Origin of the sequence: Plantibacter flavus, assembly GCF_002024505.1 — a bacterium.
Taxonomy (GTDB): domain Bacteria; phylum Actinomycetota; class Actinomycetes; order Actinomycetales; family Microbacteriaceae; genus Plantibacter; species Plantibacter flavus_A.
In genome coordinates, this window is record NZ_CP019402.1 from 3,622,560 (window position 1) to 3,641,998 (window position 19,439).

General features: G+C 70.1%; 14 protein-coding genes and 1 pseudogene. 8 read left to right on the plus strand and 7 right to left on the minus strand.

Going from position 1 to position 19,439, the window contains the following annotated elements; translation table 11 throughout:
- Positions 1 to 134 precede the first annotated feature (134 nt).
- Positions 135 to 1,988, plus strand: a complete 1,854-nt coding sequence (locus BWO91_RS16665) for a glycoside hydrolase family 35 protein (RefSeq protein ID WP_079003352.1) — start codon at positions 135 to 137, stop codon at positions 1,986 to 1,988.
- Between the two features lie 15 nt (positions 1,989 to 2,003).
- Here the strand turns inward: BWO91_RS16665 and BWO91_RS16670 are convergent, their stop codons facing one another.
- The 5 genes from BWO91_RS16670 to BWO91_RS16690 form a co-directional block, all read right to left on the minus strand.
- Positions 2,004 to 3,092, minus strand: coding sequence for a LacI family DNA-binding transcriptional regulator (locus BWO91_RS16670; protein ID WP_231884424.1), 1,089 nt, complete (start codon positions 3,090 to 3,092; stop codon positions 2,004 to 2,006).
- 215 nt (positions 3,093 to 3,307) lie between these two features.
- Positions 3,308 to 4,357, minus strand: a complete 1,050-nt coding sequence (locus BWO91_RS16675) for an aldo/keto reductase (protein WP_079004036.1) — start codon at positions 4,355 to 4,357, stop codon at positions 3,308 to 3,310.
- Positions 4,358 to 4,415: 58 nt separating this feature from the next.
- Complete coding sequence (locus tag BWO91_RS16680; RefSeq protein ID WP_079003353.1) at positions 4,416 to 5,408, minus strand: hypothetical protein; 993 nt, start codon at positions 5,406 to 5,408, stop codon at positions 4,416 to 4,418.
- Positions 5,409 to 5,487: 79 nt separating this feature from the next.
- Entirely contained in the window at positions 5,488 to 5,835 is a 348-nt protein-coding gene (locus BWO91_RS16685; RefSeq protein WP_079003354.1) for a GntR family transcriptional regulator, read from the minus strand.
- 211 nt (positions 5,836 to 6,046) lie between these two features.
- Positions 6,047 to 6,862 carry a DeoR/GlpR family DNA-binding transcription regulator gene (locus BWO91_RS16690; RefSeq protein WP_079003355.1) on the minus strand — a complete coding sequence of 272 codons (816 nt, stop codon included), beginning with the start codon at positions 6,860 to 6,862 and terminating at the stop codon, positions 6,047 to 6,049.
- Positions 6,863 to 7,020: 158 nt separating this feature from the next.
- Between BWO91_RS16690 and BWO91_RS16695 the strand changes: the two genes are divergently transcribed.
- The 7 genes and pseudogenes from BWO91_RS16695 (at position 7,021) to BWO91_RS16725 (ending at position 14,989) form a co-directional block, all read left to right on the plus strand.
- The gene (locus tag BWO91_RS16695; protein ID WP_079003356.1) at positions 7,021 to 8,337 is read left to right on the plus strand and encodes an alpha-glucosidase/alpha-galactosidase; all 1,317 of its coding nucleotides are present in this window, start codon (positions 7,021 to 7,023) and stop codon (positions 8,335 to 8,337) included.
- Between the two features lie 62 nt (positions 8,338 to 8,399).
- Positions 8,400 to 9,755: an ABC transporter substrate-binding protein gene (locus BWO91_RS16700; RefSeq protein ID WP_079003357.1), complete on the plus strand. Its 1,356-nt coding sequence runs from the start codon at positions 8,400 to 8,402 to the stop codon at positions 9,753 to 9,755.
- Positions 9,755 to 10,714: a carbohydrate ABC transporter permease gene (locus BWO91_RS16705; protein WP_064296759.1), complete on the plus strand. Its 960-nt coding sequence runs from the start codon at positions 9,755 to 9,757 to the stop codon at positions 10,712 to 10,714. Before BWO91_RS16700 ends, BWO91_RS16705 begins: the two co-directional genes overlap by 1 nt.
- A complete protein-coding gene (locus tag BWO91_RS16710) occupies positions 10,714 to 11,610 on the plus strand; it encodes a carbohydrate ABC transporter permease (protein WP_079003358.1) in 897 nt (298 codons plus the stop codon). Before BWO91_RS16705 ends, BWO91_RS16710 begins: the two co-directional genes overlap by 1 nt.
- 117 nt (positions 11,611 to 11,727) lie before the next feature.
- Positions 11,728 to 12,900, plus strand: coding sequence for an SIS domain-containing protein (locus tag BWO91_RS16715; RefSeq protein ID WP_079003359.1), 1,173 nt, complete (start codon positions 11,728 to 11,730; stop codon positions 12,898 to 12,900).
- A gap of 74 nt (positions 12,901 to 12,974) precedes the next feature.
- Positions 12,975 to 13,930: pseudogene (locus BWO91_RS20275) on the plus strand (N-acetylglucosamine kinase).
- A 174-nt stretch (positions 13,931 to 14,104) separates the two neighbouring features.
- Positions 14,105 to 14,989, plus strand: coding sequence for a DUF2268 domain-containing protein (locus BWO91_RS16725; RefSeq protein WP_079003360.1), 885 nt, complete (start codon positions 14,105 to 14,107; stop codon positions 14,987 to 14,989).
- A 12-nt stretch (positions 14,990 to 15,001) separates the two neighbouring features.
- Here the strand turns inward: BWO91_RS16725 and BWO91_RS16730 are convergent, their stop codons facing one another.
- Both BWO91_RS16730 and BWO91_RS16735 read right to left on the minus strand, forming a co-directional pair.
- On the minus strand, positions 15,002 to 15,808 hold the full coding sequence (locus tag BWO91_RS16730; protein ID WP_079003361.1) for a MerR family transcriptional regulator: 807 nt from the start codon (positions 15,806 to 15,808) through the stop codon (positions 15,002 to 15,004).
- A gap of 407 nt (positions 15,809 to 16,215) precedes the next feature.
- Positions 16,216 to 19,308, minus strand: coding sequence for a lamin tail domain-containing protein (locus BWO91_RS16735; protein ID WP_079003362.1), 3,093 nt, complete (start codon positions 19,306 to 19,308; stop codon positions 16,216 to 16,218).
- Between the last annotated feature and the right edge of the window lie 131 nt (positions 19,309 to 19,439).

The window sequence follows — 19,439 nt, forward strand, 5'->3', positions numbered from 1 at the left end:
AATGCTACGGATAACAATCGATGACTCGAAAGCGTTACAAATCGGCTGAATTGAGCCAAGTAAAGGCTTGGCATCCATAACATGCATGGCCCATAGTGGAAGTCCGTACGCCGATCCGAGGAGACGACCGCACCATGACGAAGTTCGCCGACACCGTCGGTCCAGCCGTTCCACTCGTGATCGACGACACCGTGCGGCGGGCTCCGGCCGCACTGCACTGGCGGGACGGCCGGCTCCTCCGCGATGGGGCGCCGCACTCCGTGCGGTCCGGATCGCTGCACTACTTCCGCGTCGTGCCGGAGCAGTGGCGCGATCGGATGCTGCGCTTCGTCGACCTCGGGCTCAACTCGATCGACACCTACATCCCGTGGAACTTCCACCAGCCACGCGCGGACGCGGCACCGAGCTTCTCCGGTTGGCGTGACGTCGGCCGGTTCATGGAGACGGCGGCCGATCTGGGGCTCGACGTCCTGCTGCGACCGGGCCCGTACATCTGTGCGGAGTGGTCGAACGGCGGCCTGCCCGCTTGGCTCACCGCCCGCGACATCGCGCTCCGCAGCTCGGACCCCGGATACCAGCGGCCGGTCGAGACGTGGTTCGAGGAGCTCATCCCCCGGCTCACGCCGTACCAGGCGGTCCACGGCGGCCCGGTCGTCGCCGTGCAGGTCGAGAACGAGTACGGCAGCTACGGCGACGACGCAGAGCACCCCGGGTGGCTCGCCGCGCTGCTGCGTCGCCTCGGCGTGCAGGAACTGCTGTACACCGCGGACGGGCCCACCGACGTGATGATCGACGGCGGTTCCATCCCCGGGATCATGATGGCGGCGACCCTCGGCTCGAAGCCGGACGAGGCGCGCGCCCTCCTGCGGAGTCGGCGCCCGGACGAGCCGTTCTTCGTCGCCGAGTTCTGGAACGGGTGGTTCGACCACTGGGGGCAGCCGCACCACGTGCGGGACGCGCGGAACGCCGCAACGGTGGCCCGCGACATCCTGGCCGACGGCGGGAGCATCAGCATCTACATGGCGCACGGCGGCACGAACTTCGGGCTCTGGTCCGGAGCCAACATCGTCGAGGGCGAACTGCGTCCGACCATCACGAGCTACGACTCCGACGCGCCGATCGCCGAGGACGGCCGGTTCACGGACAAGTTCTTCGCCCTGCGGGAGGTCCTCGGCGTCGCAGACGAACCGCTGCGATCCCCCGAGGTGCGGTTCTTGCCGGAGGGCAGCGTGCCCCTCCAGCGCGGCGTCGGGCTCCTGGACGCACTCGCTGAGCTCGGCGACCCCGTGAGCCCGCGGTCGTCCGCGCCGCCGTCGTTCGAGGACCTCGGCGTCGACGGCGGTCTCGTCTTCTACGAGGCGGATGCTCTGCTTCCCGATCGCCCGGTCGACCTCGTGTTCGACGGCGTCGCAGACCGCGCCCTCGTCTTCCTCGACGGGGCGTTCCAGGCCACGATCACCGGCTCGGGCACGGTCACCGTGACCGGTTCCGGCCTGGTGTCGAAGCTGACCGTGGTCGTCGAGAACCTCGGCCGCGTGAACTACGGTCCGCAGCTGGGCGCCGAAAAGGGCCTGCTGGGGCCCGTCCTCGTCGAACGCCGGCTCGTGCACGGCTGGCGGGCGCGACCGGTGGCCCTCGACCAGCTGGACCCGCTCCATCTCCGAGCGGTCGTCGACCGGACCGTCGACCCGACGACCGCCGCGAGCGGTGGGGGCGGCCTGTCGAGCGCGACCTTCGTCGTCGACGAGCCGCTCGACACGCACCTCCGACTGCCCGGCTCCACGAAGGGCTTCGTCTGGGTCAACGGGGCGCTCCTCGGCCGCTACTGGAACATCGGCCCGCAGCAGACGCTCTACGTGCCGGGGCCCCTCCTGCGGTCGGGCACGAACCGTATCGTCGTCCTCGAGCTCCACGAGGCCGGATCGACCGTCGAGTTCGTCGACCGTCCGGAACTCGGACCGACCGAGGAGTACGTCGAGGAGTTCTGAGCTGCGCCGTGCGGGCTACGCGCGTGTCGTCGGTGCCGCGGTGCTCTCGCGCACGATCAGCTCGGGCAGCATGACCACCGTCTCCCGCTCCGCGGCCGGCTCCTCGATGAGCGTGAGCAGATGCTCGACCGCCACACGACCCATCTCGCTGAATGGTTGCCGGATGGTCGTCAGCGGCGGTGAGGCGTATCGCGCCAGCGCGATGTCGTCCATGCCGATCACCGAGACGTCGCCGGGTACACTCCGACCGAGTTCGTCCAGGGCACGCAGGACGCCGAACGCCATCTCGTCACTCGAGACGAAGATCGCCGTCACGTCGGGCATTCGCCCGAGCAGCAGACCGTTGCGATAGCCGGACTCCGGGCTCCAGTCCCCGTAGAGCACAGGCGGTTCGTCGATGCCACGGTCGCGCAACGCCGCCTGCCAGCCGGTCGTCCGGCCTCCCGCGTCCTTCCAGGCCGTCGGCCCGCTCAGGTGCCAGACGGTCTCGTGTCCGAGGTCGAGCAGGTGCTCCGTCGCCATGCGGCCAGCGGCCTCCTGGTCCACCCGCACGATCTCGTCGGCGAAGGACTCGAGGCCGTCGATCACCACGGTCGGCAGGTCGGCCGTGACCCGGAGCAGGGAGACCTCGTCCCAGATCGGGACGGCGATGACGAGGCCGTCGACACCCTGGTTGCGGAGCCGGTCGATGGCGTCGGTGATGGACGCGGCGGACAGCGACGTCGTGCCGGCGGCGCTCACGAAGTAGTCGTGCTGGTGCGTCGCCCGCTGGATGCCGAGCATCATGGAGGAGCGGGCGTAGTAGTCGGTCTCGTGGGTGAGGACCCCGATGGTGCGGCTGCGGCCGGTGACGAGCGCGCGAGCGAGCCCGGTGCGCCGGTAGCCCGTCTGCTGGACGGCCGCCTCGACCTGGAGGCGGGTGACCTCGGTCACGTTGTCGAGGCCGCGGAGCACGCGGGAGACGGTCTGCGGGGAGACGCCGGCTATCGCGGCGACATCGGCCATCGTGGGCATCCGCGTCCGCTTCTCGCGACGCGATCGGCCCCCGCCGTTCGCCGTCGGTGTGGGCGCGTCGAGCGCGGTCGGTCCCCCGGGTGACGTCATTCCCACATGTTAGTCAATGGCACGGATAACACCTGAACCTCCACGCCGGTGCGCGCCGCGGCCGGCGCGGTGCGCTGACGCGAGCGCGCTCGAATCGGCGTGGCCGCGCCCCACAGCCGTGAGCGCGCCCCTCCGGAGACCCGCGCTGGCGTCATAGACCCGCGCTCACGTCAGCGCACCGCGCTGACGCAGCGGAGCCGGTCCATACGACGGCGTCAGATGAGCCCCTCGCGGCCGCCCGACACCCAGTTCGGGTCGGCGGCCCGTGGACCGCTCACCTGGTCGGCGTAGGTGTCGATCTCGGACCGGATCTCGTCCGTCAGCTCCACCCGGAACGCCTCGAGGTTCGCGTGCAGGTGCGCGACACTCCTGGTGCCGGGGATCGAGACGACCCGTGCGCCGAGCTGCTGCCCGCGGTCGTGCACCCAGGCGAGCGCGAGCGCCTCCGCGGTCGTCCCGATGCGGCGGGCGAGGCTCCGGAAGCGTGCCGCGAGTTCGAGGTTCGCCGCGAGGTGCTCGGGCTGGAAGCGCGGGAAGCTCGCTCGCGTCCCACCGAGCGGCACCGTCTCGGCTGTGAAGTCCTCGGTGAAGAGTCCGCGCGACAGCGGCGAGAACGCGACGACCGTCACGCCGAGCTCCGCCGCCGTCGGGACCACGTAGGTCTCGATGTCACGGCTGACGATGCTCCATTCCGACTGGATCGCGGCGATCGGGTGCACGGCGTGCGCGCGGCGGAGTTCGTCGCCCGTCGCTTCGGACAGACCGATGCGGAGGACCTTACCGGCGGTCACGAGCTCGGCGAGCGCCCCCACCGTCTCCTCGATCGGTACGTTCGGGTCGACGCGGTGCTGGTAGTAGAGGTCGAGGTGGTCCGTGCCGAGGCGGGTGAGCGTCCCGTCGATCTGCTCGTGGAGGTGAGCACGGTCGCCGCGGATCCCTCGCTTGCCGATGCCGCCACCGGTGACGATGCCGACCTTGGACGCGAGGAAGACGTCGTCACGGCGCCCGGTCAGGTACTGGCCGAGGAGCTCCTCGCTCCGGCCCTCGCCGTAGACGTTCGCGGTGTCGATGAGGTTCACGCCGCTCGCCAGGGTGGCGTCGAGGATGGTGGTGACCTCGGCGTCGGCGATCGCCCCGTAGGTACCGGCGATGGACATCGCACCGTACCCGATGGCGCCGACCTCCGCGGCGGTGTCGCCCGCGCCGATCGTGGTCGAGGGCAGTGCGGTCGTGGTCGGCTCCGTGGCCGGGGGTGCTTCGCTCATGGATTCACCGTACGGCTTCACGACAGGTTCGACGTCCGGTCCGTCACGCGGTGCAACGTCAGGCGCGCGATCCGGCTCGGGCGACGAGCGTCTGCAGGAGTGCGGCGGGTTCCTCAGGGTCGTCGATCGTGATCGCGAACTGCTTGCCGGAGGTGCTCGTGACGACGAGTCCGGGCCCGGAGCGCAGCACGACGGCCGAGCGACCGGGCATGATCCGGTAGCCCCAGCCGCCCCAGTCCATCGGGCGGATGTCGGTGGCCTCGACGACGTCGACCTGGTCGAGGGGGATGCGCTTCATGGGGATGCCGAAGAGCGAGACGACGCGGAGGCCGCGCCAGTCGACGCTGATCCGGAGGCGGATGAACGAAGCACACAGGAGGGTCGCGACGGCGAGGATCGACAGACCGAACATCGCGACACCCGACTCGCCGCGCAGCAGGATCGGCGTGTAGGCGACGGCGCCGATCGCGACGAGTGCGAGGGTGAGCCAGAGGAACAGCAGGGCCGTGACGCTCCGACTCCAGGCACCGACCTCGGTCTCGCCGAGGTCCATCGGCGCGGGCCGAGCGGCTGCCCCGGCGAGCAGCGGCTGAGCCGGCAGGATCATGGCGGGGATCACGCCCCAGAGCGAGCACGCGGCGAGGGGGACGACCCACCACCCGAGGACGGCACCGTCGACCGAGCCGGCCTGCAACGTGAGCCACGTCGGGATGACCCAGACGGAGGCGGCCGACCCGGCGGCGATACCGATGAAGAGGATGATCATGCGCTTGGTCCGCATGCCGGGCCGCGGGAGGGCGAGCAGGATGACGGCTGCGACAGCGGCGACGGATGCGATGATCAGCGTCACGAGGAAGACGCGCGCGGCGGGCATGGAGTCGTCCGGCGCCCCGACGCCCGACCAGTGCGAGGCGACGTCGGCCGGGATCGCATCGCCCCAGACGAGCTGCGTGAGTGCGATCGCGATCGCCGGGACGGCCATGGCGAGGCCGGCCAGGACGATTCGTCCGCGCGCTGGTGCCGCCGGTGGCGATGTGGTGGTGTCGTGCATGTGCTCCCCCTGAGCTGCTGAGGTGGTCTGATCGTCGGTGTCGCCGATCGACGTGGTCGTGCGGTGACGTCGGGGATCGTCAGGTGCGTTCGATCATCCGGCTGAGGTCGTTCGGGGTGATCCCGAACTTGCGCGCCTCGGTGACGAGTTGGGCGACGAGTTCGTTGACCCGGACGAGGCCCGGTGCTGCATCCTCGTTCACCCACGCGCCGCGGCCCTGTCGCATCCCGATGAGTCCGTCGTCGCGGAGCTCTCCGTAGGCGCGGAGGACCGTGTGCATGTTGATCTGCAGTGCGCGGGCGAGGTCGCGGGCGGGCGGGAGGCGCTCCCCCGGTGCCAGCGCGCCCGTCGCGATGCCGGAGCGCACCTGCACCGCGATCTGCTCGGCGAGCGAGACCGTGGAGGTGGGATCCACGCGGAACAACATGTTTGCAATAGTACTAGAACAATGCTGCCTGCGCCCGCGACATCTGTGGGGTTGAGGTCGGCGCGGTGCGCTGACGCGAGTGTGCGCCACTCGGCGCGGGCGCACCCCGCAACCGTGAGCGCGCCCCTCCGGAGACCCGCGCTCACGCGGCAGACCCGCGCTCACGTCAGCGCACCGCGCTGGCACAAGCCACAGCGGAGGGAGGGACCGGTCAGAGGGCGACGACGTGGACCGCGATGTCCGCGGCCGCGAGGCGCTCGAGCTCGTCTGGGTCGGCGGAGGAGTCGGTCACGAGGTCGTGGATCTGCCCCAACTCGGCCATGCGCGCGAGTGTGACCCGCCCGACCTTCGAGCCGTCGGCGACCACGATGACCCGCTGCGCGTGCCGCACCATCGCCAGGTTCGTCCGAGCCTCACGCTCGTCGTGCGTCGTCGCACCACCCTGCGCACTGATGCCGTCGGTCCCGAGGATCGCGGTACCCACGTTGATCGCACTGAAGGTGTTCTCGGCGAGCGCCCCCACCGCCTCGAACGACGTCGACCGCACCAGCCCGCCGGTCATGATCACCTGCAGGTTCGGCCGGGAGGCGATCTCGGTCGCCGTCGTGAGCGAGTTCGTCACGATCGTCAGCTCCGACCGGTTCGACAGCTCCTTCGCGACCGCCGCGGTCGTCGTGCCACCGCTCAGAGCGATGGCGTACGGCCCCGCGGGGATCATCTCCGCCACCCGCATCGCGATCCGCCGCTTCGCCTCACGGAACTGCGTGTCACGGAACCGGACCGGCACCTCGTCGCGTGCCTCGATCGCGCGAGCGCCACCGTGGGTGCGGAGGACGAGTCCGAGGTCGTCGAGGTCGGCCAGGTCGCGCCGGATCGTCGGCGCCGAGACCTGGAGCCGCTCGGTGAGCTCGTCGATCGAGACCACGACGTCGTCGACGGCGAGCAGTGCGAGGATGTCGCGCATCCGCTGGCTGCGCTTGCCCGACGGCGCGTGTCGAGACAGTTCGGCCGCCGTGGGTGCTCGCATCACTGCCTCCGTCCTCGGGTGCTTCATCGACCGACTCTCCAGAGCTCGACCGCCACACCCGCCGCACCCCGCACCAGATGCTCAGCGAAAGTGAGCATTTGAGTCGATTTCCGATCAAGTTCTTGCTCGGTTCGATCACTGTAGTCGATGATCACTCCATGACACGAGTGACTTTCATCGGGGCGGGCAGCGTCGTCTTCACCCGCCAACTCATCGCCGACCTCCTCCGCTACCGCGACCTCGCCGGCCTCGAGATCGTCCTGCACGACATCGACCCCGACCGCCTCGCCGTGGCCGAGGGCACCGCCCGCCACGTCGACGAACGCCTCGACGGCCGAGCGACGATCACGGCGGAGTCCGACCGTCGTCGCGCCCTCGCCGGCGCGGACTTCGTGATCAACATGGTCCAGGTCGGCGGCATCCGCGCGACCGTCTCCGACCTCGAGATCCCGGCAGCGCGCGGTCTCCTGCAGACCATCGGCGACACCACCGGCGTCGGCGGCGTCTTCCGCGCCCTCCGCACCTTCCCGCTGCTCTCGGCCCTCACCGCCGACATGCGGGAGATCTGCCCCGACGCCCACCTGCTGAACTACACCAACCCGATGGCGATGAACATCTGGTGGGCGTCGGTCGTCGCGCCCGACATCAGCGCGATCGGCCTCTGTCACAGCGTCTTCTGGACGGTCAACGACCTCTGCGAGCTCGTCGGCGTGCCGATCGAGGGCACGAGCTACCGCGCCGCCGGCGTCAACCACCAGTCGTGGCTGCTCGAGTGGACCCACGAGGGACGCGACCTCTACCCGGCCCTGCGCGACCGCATCCGTGAGGACCCGGAGCTCAGCCGCCGCGTGCGCGTCGAGATGTTCCGCCGCATCGGTTACTACCCCACCGAGACGAGCGAGCACTCGTCCGAGTACCTGTCGTGGTTCCTCCGCTCCCCCGAGCAGGTCGAGCGCTTCCGCCTGCGGCCGCTCGAGTACCTCGGCATCAGCGAGGAGAACGTCGCGGAGTTCGAGGCGACGAAGGCCGCTCTCGCGGCCGGGACCCCGTTGACGCTCGAGGACGAGGCGAGCGAGTACGCCCCGCAGCTCATCCACTCGCTCGTGACCGACACCCCGCGACTCATCCACGGCAACGTCGTCAACCGCGGCCTCATCGACAACCTGCCACAGGGCGCCGTCGTCGAGGTCCCCGTCCAGGTCGACGGGAACGGCATCGCCCCGCAGCCCATGGGCGCCCTGCCCGTGCAGTGCGCCGCGCTCAACCGCCCCTACGTCTCGGTCGCCGAACTGACGATCGAGGCCGCTCGCACCGGCGACCCGACCCTCATCCGGCAGGCGGTCCTCATGGACCCGAACGCCTCGTCCACCCTCACGCCCGAGCAGATCTGGGAGCTGTGCAACGACCTCGTCGCCGCGCACGGCGAGCTGCTGCCGGAGCCGCTGCGGGAGATCATCCCCGCCGACCGCATCTGACCGACCCGAAGCCCCGCAGCCCCGCACCGTTCCCGAACGATCGACACAGGAGACGACCACCGATGTTCCCACCCCGTTCCACGATCCACGCTTCCACCTCACCGCACGCCCGCCGCGCACGTCGCCTCATCACCGCGACCGCCGTCCTCGCCGTCGGAGCGCTCGCGCTCTCCGGATGCGCTGGCGGATCGTCCGGTGCCACGACGCTCGACAAGGACGCGAAGGTGAAGCTCACCTTCTGGACCGGGCAGGCCGACGCGGCCCAGCAGATCCTCACCGGTCTCGTCGACGACTTCGAGAAGCTGCACCCCAACGTGACCATCGACGTGTCCTCGGGCGCGCCGTCCACGGAGGACCTCCTGCAAAAGCTCTCCGCGAGCTTCGCGGGCGGCAACTACCCCGACGTCTCGTACGCCTTCGGTTCCTGGGCGAGCCGACTCGAGGCGTCCGGCCGCACCCTCGACATCACCGACCAGGTGGCGGAGCCAGACGTGAAGTGGGACGAGTTCTCCGAGGCGGCCCGGAAGACGGTGCAGCCGACCGGCGAGAAGACGATCGGCTTCCCCGCCGTGGTCGACAACATCTCGCTCCTGTACAACACGACCGTGTTCGACGCGGCCGGCGTCGACTACCCCACGGCCGACTGGACCTGGGACGACTTCCGCGAGGCGTCGAAGCAGCTCACCGACCCGTCGACGAACACCTACGGCTACGCGTACTCGGTGTCGGGCAGCGAGGAGACGACCTGGCAGTTCTGGCCGCACCTGTGGCAGAACGGCGGGTCGATCATCTCCGGCGACGCCAAGACGGCCGAGTTCGCCTCGGACGCGGGCGTCGACGCGCTGACCTTCCTCCGCGACATGGCGGTCGACGACAAGAGCGTCTACCTCGACCAGACCGACACGAAGTTCGGCGACCTGTTCGCCAGCGACCGCATCGGCATGATCACCTCCGGTCCGTGGCAGCTGTCGACCCTGCAGACGAAGGGCACCAAGTACGGCGTCACCGTCCTCCCCGGCACCGACGGCGACCACCAGACCGTCTCCGGGCCGGACGTCTGGGCGCTGTTCGACCACAAGGACAAGAACCGCGAGTACTGGGCGTACGAGTTCACGAAGTGGCTGACCGACTCGGAGCAGGACCTCAAGTGGAACGTCGCCTACGGCAACCTCCCGCTGCGGTCGAGCGAGATCGACACCCCCGAGTTCCAGGCGCAGGTGGCTCAGCTGCCCGGCCTCGACGTGATGGCCGAGAACGGCGTGAACGCGAAGCAGGCCCGCCCGACCGTGCCCGGCTACGTCGGCCTGTCGGAGGCCATCGGCAAGGCGATCTCCTCGGTGCTGCAGGGCCAGGGCGACCCGAAGCAAGCACTCGAGGATGCCGCGAAGGCCGCCGACGACGCCCTGGCGGAGGACTGATGTCCACGGTCACAGGACGCGACACGACCCCCAGGACGGAGCCGGAGCGACCCGAACGTCTCCCGGCTCCGTCTCGGCGCGGCAAGAACCGACTTCGCGACAACCTCACCGGGTGGGGCTTCGTCGCCCCGGCGATGCTCATCGTGCTGGGCCTGTCGATCTTCCCCGCGATCTGGGCGTTCTTCCTGTCACTCCAGAAGTGGGACGGGTTCAGCGAGCCGGAGCAGGTCGGACTGGAGAACTACGCCAGCATGATCGGCAACGACGAGCTGCAGGCGGCCGTCGTCCACACGGTCGTCTACACGCTCCTGTTCGTCCCGGCGTCGCTCGGACTCGGACTCTTCCTCGCCGTGGCCCTCAACCGCCGGATCCGCTTCATCGGCGTCTACCGCACGGCGATCTTCGTCCCCTTCGTCGCCTCCGCGGCCGCGACCGGCATCCTCACGACCTACCTCTTCAACCCGCAGTTCGGGCTCCTCAACACCGTGTTCCGGTTCCTCGGACTCCCGGCGCAGGGCTGGCTCGAGGACCAGGGGCAGGCGATGGTCGTCATCACGATCATGTCGCTCTGGGGGCAGGCGGCGTTCACGACCGTCATCTACCTGGCGGCCCTGCAGGACATCCCCTCCGAGCTGCTCGAGGCGGCGCGGATCGACGGCGCGAACGCCTGGCAGTCGTTCTGGCGCATCACCTTCCCGCAGCTCGGGCCGGTCACCGTGTTCGTCGCCATCTGGCAGTTCATCCAGGCGATCCAGCTGTTCGACCTCGTGTACACCACCACCAGGGGCGGCCCGCTCGGCGCCACCCAGACGATCGTGTTCTACCTCTGGGACGCGGCGTTCAAGCAGTTGCAGTTCGGGTACGGTTCCGCGGTCGCCTACGGGCTCTTCGTGGTGACGCTCATCGCCACGATCGGTGTCGTCCTGTACTCCCGCCGCTCCAACGTGGAGGCATTCTGATGACCGTCCTGACCACCCCACCACGCGGTGACGCCGCCACCGGCAAGCCGTCCGTGACCGCCCCGCCCGCTGAACGACGCACCCGTCGCCGCTTCAGCCCCTGGCACCTCGTGCTCGCGCCGATCGCGATCATCTTCGCGATCCCGTTCGTGCAGATGTTCATCACCTCGGTGACGCCGGAGTCGGAGATCAACACCTATCCGCCCCGCATCCTCCCCTCGCACATCACCTTCGACGGGTTCGCGAAGCTCTTCTCCGAGTCGAACATCCTGCTCTGGCTGGGCAACACGGTCATCGTGTCGACGGTCGCGGTCCTGTCCCACCTCGTGCTCTGCTCGCTCGCCGGCTACGGGTTCGCGCGCCTGAAGTTCCGCGGCAAGACGATGGGCTTCCTCATGATCGTCGCGACGATCATGATCCCGACGCAGCTGCTCATGATCCCGACCTACATCCTGTTCTCCCGGATCGGGCTCATCGACAGCCTTGGGGCGGCGATCGTGCCGTGGCTGGCGTCGGCGTTCGGCATCTTCCTCATGCGGCAGTTCTTCCTGTCGCTGCCGGCGGAGCTCGAGGAGGCCGCGCTCATCGACGGCTGCACCCGCCTGCAGGTGTTCTTCCGGGTGATCCTGCCGCTCGCGAAGCCCGCGCTGGCGACGCTCGCGATCTTCACCCTGCTGGGTTCGTGGAACGACCTCGTCTGGCCGCTCATCGCGATCAACAACGACCAGGCCTTCACGCTGCAGCTCGGCATCACGAACTTCCAGGGCGCGCGCCGCACCGACTGGGCGCTCCTCATGGCCGGCAACGTCGTCGCCACGCTCCCGCTGATCGTGTTCTTCCTCTTCGCCCAGAAGCAGTTCGTGGCGACCATGACCTTCTCAGGCCTCAAGGGGTAGGCACCGATCCCGGCGTGGCAGGATCGCCTCCATCGCCGCGAGAGCGCGTCACACGCTGAACCAACTCCGATACCTCGCAACTTCCCCTCATCACCTCGACCCACCCCAGGAGCAACCGTGTCCATCACCACCATCGTCGGTTCGGAAGCCACCGTCCGCGAGATCACCCAGCAGCCCGACGTCTGGCTCGAGGCGTCGACGGGGATCGCCGCCCGACGCGAGGAGATCGACGCGTTCCTCGCACCGCTCCTCGCCCGACCCGAGCTGCGGATCGTCCTGACCGGTGCGGGGACCTCTGCCTTCATCGGCGAGATCGCGGCACCCGCCCTGACCCGGACGCTCCGTCGCCGGATCGACGCCGTCGCGACCACCGACATCGTCTCCAACCCGCAGGAGTCGTTCGCCGAGGACGTCCCGCTGCTCCTCGTGTCGTTCGCCCGCTCCGGCAACAGCCCCGAGAGCGTGGCCGCGACGGAACTCGCCGACCAGTCACTCGCCGAGGTGCACCACCTGGTGATCACGTGCGACGAGACCGGCGAGCTGTACCGACGCCACCACGACCGCGCCTCGTCGCTCACCGTCCTCATGCCCCGGCGCTCCAACGACGAGGGCTTCGCGATGACGTCGAGCTTCAGCTCGATGCTGCTCTCGGTGCTCCTCATCCTCGGCGGCGCGGACGACGCCGCGGTGCAGGCGCTCGCGGCCGGCGCGACGACGATCCTCGACCACCGCGAGGTGGACATCCGCGCGCTCGCCAACGAGGGCTGCGAACGCGTCGTCTACATCGGCAGCGGCCCGCTCACCGGTCTGGCCCGGGAGTCGGCGCTCAAGCTGCTCGAGCTGACCGCCGGACGGATCGTCACCTACTACGACTCGGCGCTCGGGTTCCGTCACGGACCGAAGGCGGTCGTCGACGACAGCACACTCGTCGTCGTCTACCTGTCGTCCGATCCGTACACGCGGCGCTACGACCTCGACATCGTCGCCGAACTGCGCCAGACGCTCTCGCCGGAGCGCGTGATCGCGATCTCCTCCGAGCCCGTCGCCGACGCGACGGTGTACGACTGGGTGCTGCCCGAGCTCGCCGGCCTCGACGACGCGCAGCTCGCGATCGGCTACGTGCTCGTCGCGCAGCTGCTCGGCCTGTCCTACTCGCTGCAGCTCGGTGCGACCCCGGACAACCCGTTCCCGAGCGGCACGGTGAACCGCGTCGTGCAAGGGGTCCGGATCCACGAGTTCGACGGCGTCGACGACGCTCGGAGTGTCGCCGCTCGGCTGCAGGAGCAGTAGTCGTGGCGCGGTACCTCGGCGTCGACGGTGGCGGGTCGAAGACGGCCTTCGTGCTGCTCGACGACGCCGGACGGGTGCTCGCGGAAGCGAGGACGGCCAGCTGCTACTACTTCGACGAGGGGATCGAGCTGGTCGGTCGCATCCTCACCGAGGGTGTCTCGGAGGTGTGCCGGCAGGCGGATGTCACGACCGCCGACATCGATCAGGCCTTCTTCGGCCTTCCCGGGTACGGCGAGGTGAATTCCGACATCGCCCATCTCGATGCGCTGCCGCGCGACGTGCTCGGTCACGACCGGTTCTCCTGCGACAACGACATGGTGTGCGGCTGGGCCGGATCGCTCGGCGCCGTCGACGGCATCAACGTCATCAGCGGCACGGGCTCGATGACGTACGGCGAGCGCCGTGGCCGGGGCACCGGGTCGGCGGCTGGAGCGAGCTGTTCGGTGACGAGGGGTCGGCGTACTGGATCGCCGCCCGCGGCTTGAACGCCTTTACGCGGATGAGCGACGGCCGCCTGCCACGCGGTCCGCTCGCCGAGCTGGTGCGGGCGCGGGTCGGGATCACGAGCGACCTCGACGTGATCGACGTCGTCATGAACCGGTGGAAGGGTCAGCGGGGCCGCATCGCGGACCTCGCGAAGACGGTCGTCGCGGCCGCGGACCAGGGTGACGAGGTCGCCGAGCGCATCCTGGCCGACGCGAGCGGTGAGCTGGCGGAGATCGTCGAGGCGACGCGCGTGGAGCTCGGTTTCAGCGGCGACGAGGTCGTTCCGGTGTCGTACTCGGGCGGGGTGTTCTCGGCCGAGCCGGTGCGGTCGGGTTTCGAGCAGGCCATCGCGGCGCTGCCCTCACGGTACGAACTCCGGACCCCGCTCTTCGGTCCGGCGATCGGCGCCGCGCTGTACGCCGCGAAGCGCGCCGGGTCACCGCTCTCGCCCCAGGCGCTCGAGGTGTTGCGCTCCCGGCAGCCCGCTCCTCCACCCGCCGTCGCCTTAGGCCAGCGCGGTGCGCTGACGCGACCGCGGGCCTGACGCGCGAGCGCGGGTCTCCGGAGGGGCGCGCTCACGCGCGCGGGGCGCGGGCACGCCGGTTGCGCAGCGGCCACGCCGGGCACGCCACACTCGCGTCAGCGCACCGCGCTGGCGCGAGGACGGGCTACTTGGAAGCTTGACCCTCACGCGGCGTGAGGCTTTAGCGTCGTCACCATGACGATCACGATCCTCGACACCGCCACCGGCATGCGTTCCGTTCTCGACGCACCGGAAGCCGATCAACCCGCGCGACTCCGCGCCATGCTCGAGCCCGTCGCCGACATGTACCGGTACTTCCCGGGCGAGGTCGACCTGCTCGCCATGCACACGATGGGCTCGGGATTCCCGATCGATCGGAGCCGGGATCGGGTCGTCGACGCCCTCGACCGGCTCGTCGCGGCGGACGCCTGGGGACGGACCTCACGGGCGCTCGACGCGGCGGTCGCCACCCAGCTCGCGGCGGTGCCGACCCTCGTGGTCCCCGACATCACCGTCCTGCTCGTCCTCGGCGACCCGGACGACACCTACTTCATGGAGTCGATCCGCGGGTTCATCGGTAACGGCAGCGCGACCGGGTTCATCTCCCTCATCCTCTGGCCGACCGAAGAGAACCTCGCCCGCCTCGAGGCGGCCGCCGTCCACGAGCTCAACCACAACCTGCGGTACGCGCCGGGTGGGGTGGTGTGGGATCCGGCGACCGTCGTGGTCGGAGAGCAAGTGGTGTCGGAGGGGCTCGCGGACACGTTCGCCCGGCAGCTGCACGGGCCGTCCGGCTACACGCCGATCGGTGTCGCGCACCTCGACGACGACGCGGTGTTCGACCGGGTCGTCGAGGGTCTGGACGTCGGAGGGATGCAGCACTTCGTCTCGTGGGTGCACGGTGACGAAGCCGCGCTGCGATACGGGGGTGAGCCGGTCGGTCTACCGATGGGTGCCGGGTATGCAGCGGGCAACCGTCTCGTCGACGCCTACCTGTCGGCGACGGGGACGACCGCCGCGGAGGCGCTGCACGTTCCGAGCGCGACTATCATCGAGGTGGCACTCCGCGAGCTGGGCTGAGGCGGATCGCCCTCACTCCCAGACGGCGTTCTCGGGGTCCACGCCGTGGCTGTGTGCGTTCGCATCGATGACCCGTGAGAGCCACGCGGCGAGGCCGGTCTCGATCCGGTCGTAGGTGTCGGCCATGCCAGGCTCGGTGAGCGCGAGACGACCGATGATCACGTGCATGGACGGCGTGCAGTGGAAGTACTCGCCGAGGGCGACGCGATGCCGTTCGGCGAGGGTGTTCGCCGTCTCGCTCCCAGCGACGACACCGGCGCGCTTGGCCTCGGCGAGTTCGTCGACCAGGTCGCGCATGGGTCCGACCAGTGCGCGCCAGTCGTCCGACGTGCGGGTCGCGGACCGCTCGGCGTACTCGGCCCACTGTGCGGAGTCGCCCCAGCGGGCGCGGGCGGTCTCAGTCATCGTGGGGTTCCAGTCGTCGCCGAACACCGCCTGGCGCTCATCCTCGGGGACGAGCACGCCGACCTCGTCGGCTTCGAGCAGGCGGTCGACGGACCGGGCGACGGCTTCGAGTCGGTTGATGGTGTCGCCGAGTTCGCGCCGACGCCGTGTGAGCTCCGCCCGTCGTTCGGCGGCCGGAGCGCTGAGGAGGGTGGGGATGGGAGCGAGCGGGACACCGAGGTCGCGGAGGAGCACGACGCGTCGGAGGCGGGCGATGTCGACGGGCAGGTACGAGCGGTAGCCGCTCCGGTTCCTTCCGGACGGCTGCGCGACGCCGATCTCGTCCCAGTGGTGCAGCGTCCGCACGCTGACGCCGATCTCGGCCGCCGCCCGACCGACGGTCACACCACCCTCGGCCCTCCCGTGCTCGTCCATCCCCCCAGCATCGCACCCGGGTCCGACCTGCGTCCTCTGCCCTCTGCCAGCGCGGTGCGCTGACGCGAATGCACCCGACCCGGCCCGAGCGCGCCCCACACCCGCGAGCGCGCCCCTCCGGAGACCCGCGCTCACGCGCCAGACCCGCGCTCGGCCCCAGCGCACCGCGCTGACACCGGTACCGAACTCGCCAGCGCGGTACGCCGGCGTGAGTGTGCCCCTCGGCGCGAGTGTGCATCTCCCGGCTTGAGCGCACCCCACCCGCGCGAGCGCACCCCTCCGGAGACCCGCGCCCACGCGCCAGACCCGCGCTCGGCCCCAGCGCACCGCGCTGGCACCAGGCCCGACGGGTGACGCGAACGGCCCCGGGAGCTGTGTGCTCCCGGGGCCGGCGGACGTTCAGTTGGTCAGGCCGCCCGGCGACGCGCTCGCATCGCGACGAGGACACCACCGAGGAGGACCAGCAGGACCCCAGCGCCGATCGTGCCGAACGGCAGCTCCGTCCCGGTCGTCGCGAGCGCCCCACCCGACGCCGCACCGTCGACGGTCGTCCCGTCGGCCGCGACGATCCGCACCTCGGTCCAACCGATGAGCGAGCCGTCCGCCGCGTAGACCGCGACCCGGTGGTCGCCCAGCGTCGCGTCGGCCGGGATCGTCGCCAGCAGGTCACCGGCGGCGTTCGTCGTACCGGCGGCGATCCGCGCCGGCGTCGAGTACAGCCACACCTCGACGGCCGTCGCGGCGAAGCGGTCCTCGAGGCCGACCGTCACGGTCTCGCCCCGCCGCACCGTGTCCGCCAGCGTGATCGCACCGCGGTTGGCCTCGGTGAGGCTCGTCCCGGGCAGTGGCGTGACCCCACCGGTCGGGGGCGTCACGGGCGGCGTGGTCGTTCCGGGCAGCGACCCGAGACGCAGGGCCTCGGAAGCGTAACCGTCGGCGAACCAGTACACGGGACGCTCACCGTCGACCGACAGGGAGGCCGGCGCGGTCGCGAAGCCCTCGTTGTTGAGGTTGGGCAGTCCCGCCGGACGCTCGACCTGAGCGATGCCGGGCTGCTCGGTCCCGTTCAGCGTGATCTGCGCACCGGTGCCCGCGCAGCCGTCGTCGCACACGGCCCACAGCACGCCGAGCGTCGTGTCGTAGTCGAGCGCCATGACCGCCGGGAGTCCCGGGTCGATCGTCGAGATCAGCGTGGCCGAGCCGTCGGCGTTCAGTGCGAACGCGTACACGTCGCCGGTGTCCTCGACGCCGACGAAGAACAGCCCGTCGCCGTGGCCCGCGTAGTTCGCCGGGTCGTACGTCGCCTTCGTGTTGTCGTCGAAGAGCTTGCCGGCGAGGTCGCCGTCAGCCACCCACTCGACGGCCTCGACACCGAGGTTCGCACCGACCGTCGGCAGCAGGGCCGTGAGGTCCCACTCCTGGGAGGCGACGACGTCGGGGCCTGGCGAGTTCGGGTCGACCTTGAGCACGGCGTTGAGCGTCGTGCCCTTCACGCTGTTGTCGCGCTCGACACCGACATAGACGGAACCTGCGCCGTCGACGGTGATGCCCTCGGTGTCGGGGCCGGCAGCGGCGGGGTTCGACGCGTCCTTCTGGAAGCGGGCGCGCTTGCCGTTCTCCCAACCGTCGACGAACGAGACCGAACCGTCGGCGGCGATCGCGAGCTTCCAGAACGAGCCGGTGCCGTTGTCGACAGCCCAGAGGAACGCGCCGTCGGCGGTGACCTGGGTGTCGAGTCCTGAGCTGTCCTCGAGGAACATCGGCGTGGTGTCGAGCACCGTCACGTCGGGCGAACCGGGCCACGGACCGACCGGGATCTCACCGGCGCAGACGTTGGCCGTGCCCTTGGTGGCCTCGGCCGTCGCAGCGAAGGCGCCGGTCGCGTCGGGGCAGCGTCCCCAGGTGTTCGCCGGGTGGCCCTCGCCCCAGGTGGTCGAGTCGAGCAGTGCGTCGCCCTCGAACAGGCGGACCGTGTCGCCACCGCCGAGCCCGAAGCCGAGGGCTGCGCGCTCGATGACGAGGTAGCCGCCGGCCGCGATGCTCGTGCCGGTGGGGATGGCGTAGGCGTGGGTGTCGTCGTCGTCCTTCACGACGATGCCGGAGACGTCGAGCGCCGCGGTCGTCGGGTTGACGAGCTCGATCCAGTCGTCGGGCGATCCGCCGTCGGACTCGACCTCGTTGATGCGCACCGGGTTGCCGCAGGCGTTGCGCAGGCCCTTGGTGGAGACGGCGGTGTCGACGAACTCGCCGGTGCCGTCCGGGCAGCGCGCGAAGACGCCGTCCGCGTGAGCCGCGTAGCTGTACTCGGCGACCGTCGCGCCAGCGGCGTTCCGCACGGTGGTGGTGTCGCCGTTGCCGAGCCCGAACGCGAAGTTCACGTTCTGGTCGAAGACGAAGTACGCGCCGGGCTCGAGGATCGTGCCCGCGGGCAGCGGGGTCGTGTCGGCGGCGTGGCCCACCGGGTCGTTGTCCATGAGCGTCCAGCCGGAGATGTCCAGCGCGGTCGCCTCGAGGTTGACGATCTCGACCCAGTCGGTCGTGTCCTCGTTCGACTCGACCTCGTTGATCGCGACGTTCGGGAGGACGCAGTCGTTCGCGGCACCCTTGGTGATGCGCGCGAGCGTGAAGTCGCCTTCACCGTCGGGGCAGCGGGCGAGCGTCGCGGCGATGAAGTCACCGTCGATGGCCGCGTGGCCACTCCACGTTCCCGAGCGGTCGATGAGGGTGCCGGTCGCGTCGAACAGGCGGATCTCGTCGGCGCTGCCGATGCCGATGGGGTCACGGAACGCGCCCTGCGTCTCGGTGCCGCCGACCAGGCCGATCGTCGCCTCGTCGACCACGAGGAACTCGCCGGGGGCGATCGACGTGCCGGGCAGGAACTGCCAGCGGTGATCGTCGGAGTTGTCGCGGATCTCGTAACGCGAGATGTCGAGGGCAGTGGTGCCGGGGTTGAAGAACTCGACCCAGTCGGACGGCTGGGAGTCGATCTCATTGATGCGGATCGCACCGTCGGTCTCCGGGACCTCGGGTGTGGTGAAGACGTTCGCGGCGCCCTTCGTCGCCTCGGTGGTCTCGGCCCAGCCGGCGCGGTCGGCGGTGACGCCGTAGGTGACCGGCGCGTGTGCGGTCCACGAGTATTCGTCAACGATCGCGGCGGTCGGGTCGAACAGCCGGACCGAGTCGTCCTTGCCGAGACCGAAGCCGAACTGCGTGTCGTCGATGACGAGGAACGCACCGGGCTCGACGACCGTGCCGGCCGGGAAGGCGTAGGGCTTGTCGTCCTTGTTGTCCTTCACGACCCAGCCGTCGAGCGTGACCGCGGTCGAGGCGGTGTTGGTGAACTCGATCCAGTCACCGGGGACGCCGTCGGAGGACTCGATTTCGTTGATCTGGAGCCCCGGCTCTGGGGCGGCGATGGCGGCGGCGGGCGTCGCGATGAGGGCGGTCGCACCGATGGCGCACGCGGCGGTCATCGTCAACACGCGGTTGAGGCGGGGCATGGGTCTCCAGGGCACGAAGGGACGGGGATCGTGTCCCATCCCATCGGCGCGGGGTGGCCGGGTGGAGGAGCGGGGGTGACCGGGAGGTGAACGACAGGTGGCTTCCCAGGCTGGACGTGCCACGATCCAGC

What these genes read in the sequence shown, in the direction of transcription:
- BWO91_RS16680 (WP_079003353.1), bottom strand. Translation starts at nt 5,408, where the DNA reads ATGCACGACACCACCACATCGCCACCGGCGGCACCAGCGCGCGGACGA.
- BWO91_RS16710 (WP_079003358.1), top strand. Translation starts at nt 10,714, where the DNA reads ATGACCGTCCTGACCACCCCACCACGCGGTGACGCCGCCACCGGCAAG.
- BWO91_RS16690 (WP_079003355.1), bottom strand. Translation starts at nt 6,862, where the DNA reads ATGCGAGCACCCACGGCGGCCGAACTGTCTCGACACGCGCCGTCGGGC.
- BWO91_RS16675 (WP_079004036.1), bottom strand. Translation starts at nt 4,357, where the DNA reads ATGAGCGAAGCACCCCCGGCCACGGAGCCGACCACGACCGCACTGCCC.
- BWO91_RS16735 (WP_079003362.1), bottom strand. Translation starts at nt 19,308, where the DNA reads ATGCCCCGCCTCAACCGCGTGTTGACGATGACCGCCGCGTGCGCCATC.
- BWO91_RS16665 (WP_079003352.1), top strand. Translation starts at nt 135, where the DNA reads ATGACGAAGTTCGCCGACACCGTCGGTCCAGCCGTTCCACTCGTGATC.
- BWO91_RS16700 (WP_079003357.1), top strand. Translation starts at nt 8,400, where the DNA reads ATGTTCCCACCCCGTTCCACGATCCACGCTTCCACCTCACCGCACGCC.
- BWO91_RS16705 (WP_064296759.1), top strand. Translation starts at nt 9,755, where the DNA reads ATGTCCACGGTCACAGGACGCGACACGACCCCCAGGACGGAGCCGGAG.
- BWO91_RS16670 (WP_231884424.1), bottom strand. Translation starts at nt 3,092, where the DNA reads ATGACGTCACCCGGGGGACCGACCGCGCTCGACGCGCCCACACCGACG.
- BWO91_RS16695 (WP_079003356.1), top strand. Translation starts at nt 7,021, where the DNA reads ATGACACGAGTGACTTTCATCGGGGCGGGCAGCGTCGTCTTCACCCGC.
- BWO91_RS16730 (WP_079003361.1), bottom strand. Translation starts at nt 15,808, where the DNA reads ATGGACGAGCACGGGAGGGCCGAGGGTGGTGTGACCGTCGGTCGGGCG.
- BWO91_RS16725 (WP_079003360.1), top strand. Translation starts at nt 14,105, where the DNA reads ATGACGATCACGATCCTCGACACCGCCACCGGCATGCGTTCCGTTCTC.
- BWO91_RS16685 (WP_079003354.1), bottom strand. Translation starts at nt 5,835, where the DNA reads ATGTTGTTCCGCGTGGATCCCACCTCCACGGTCTCGCTCGCCGAGCAG.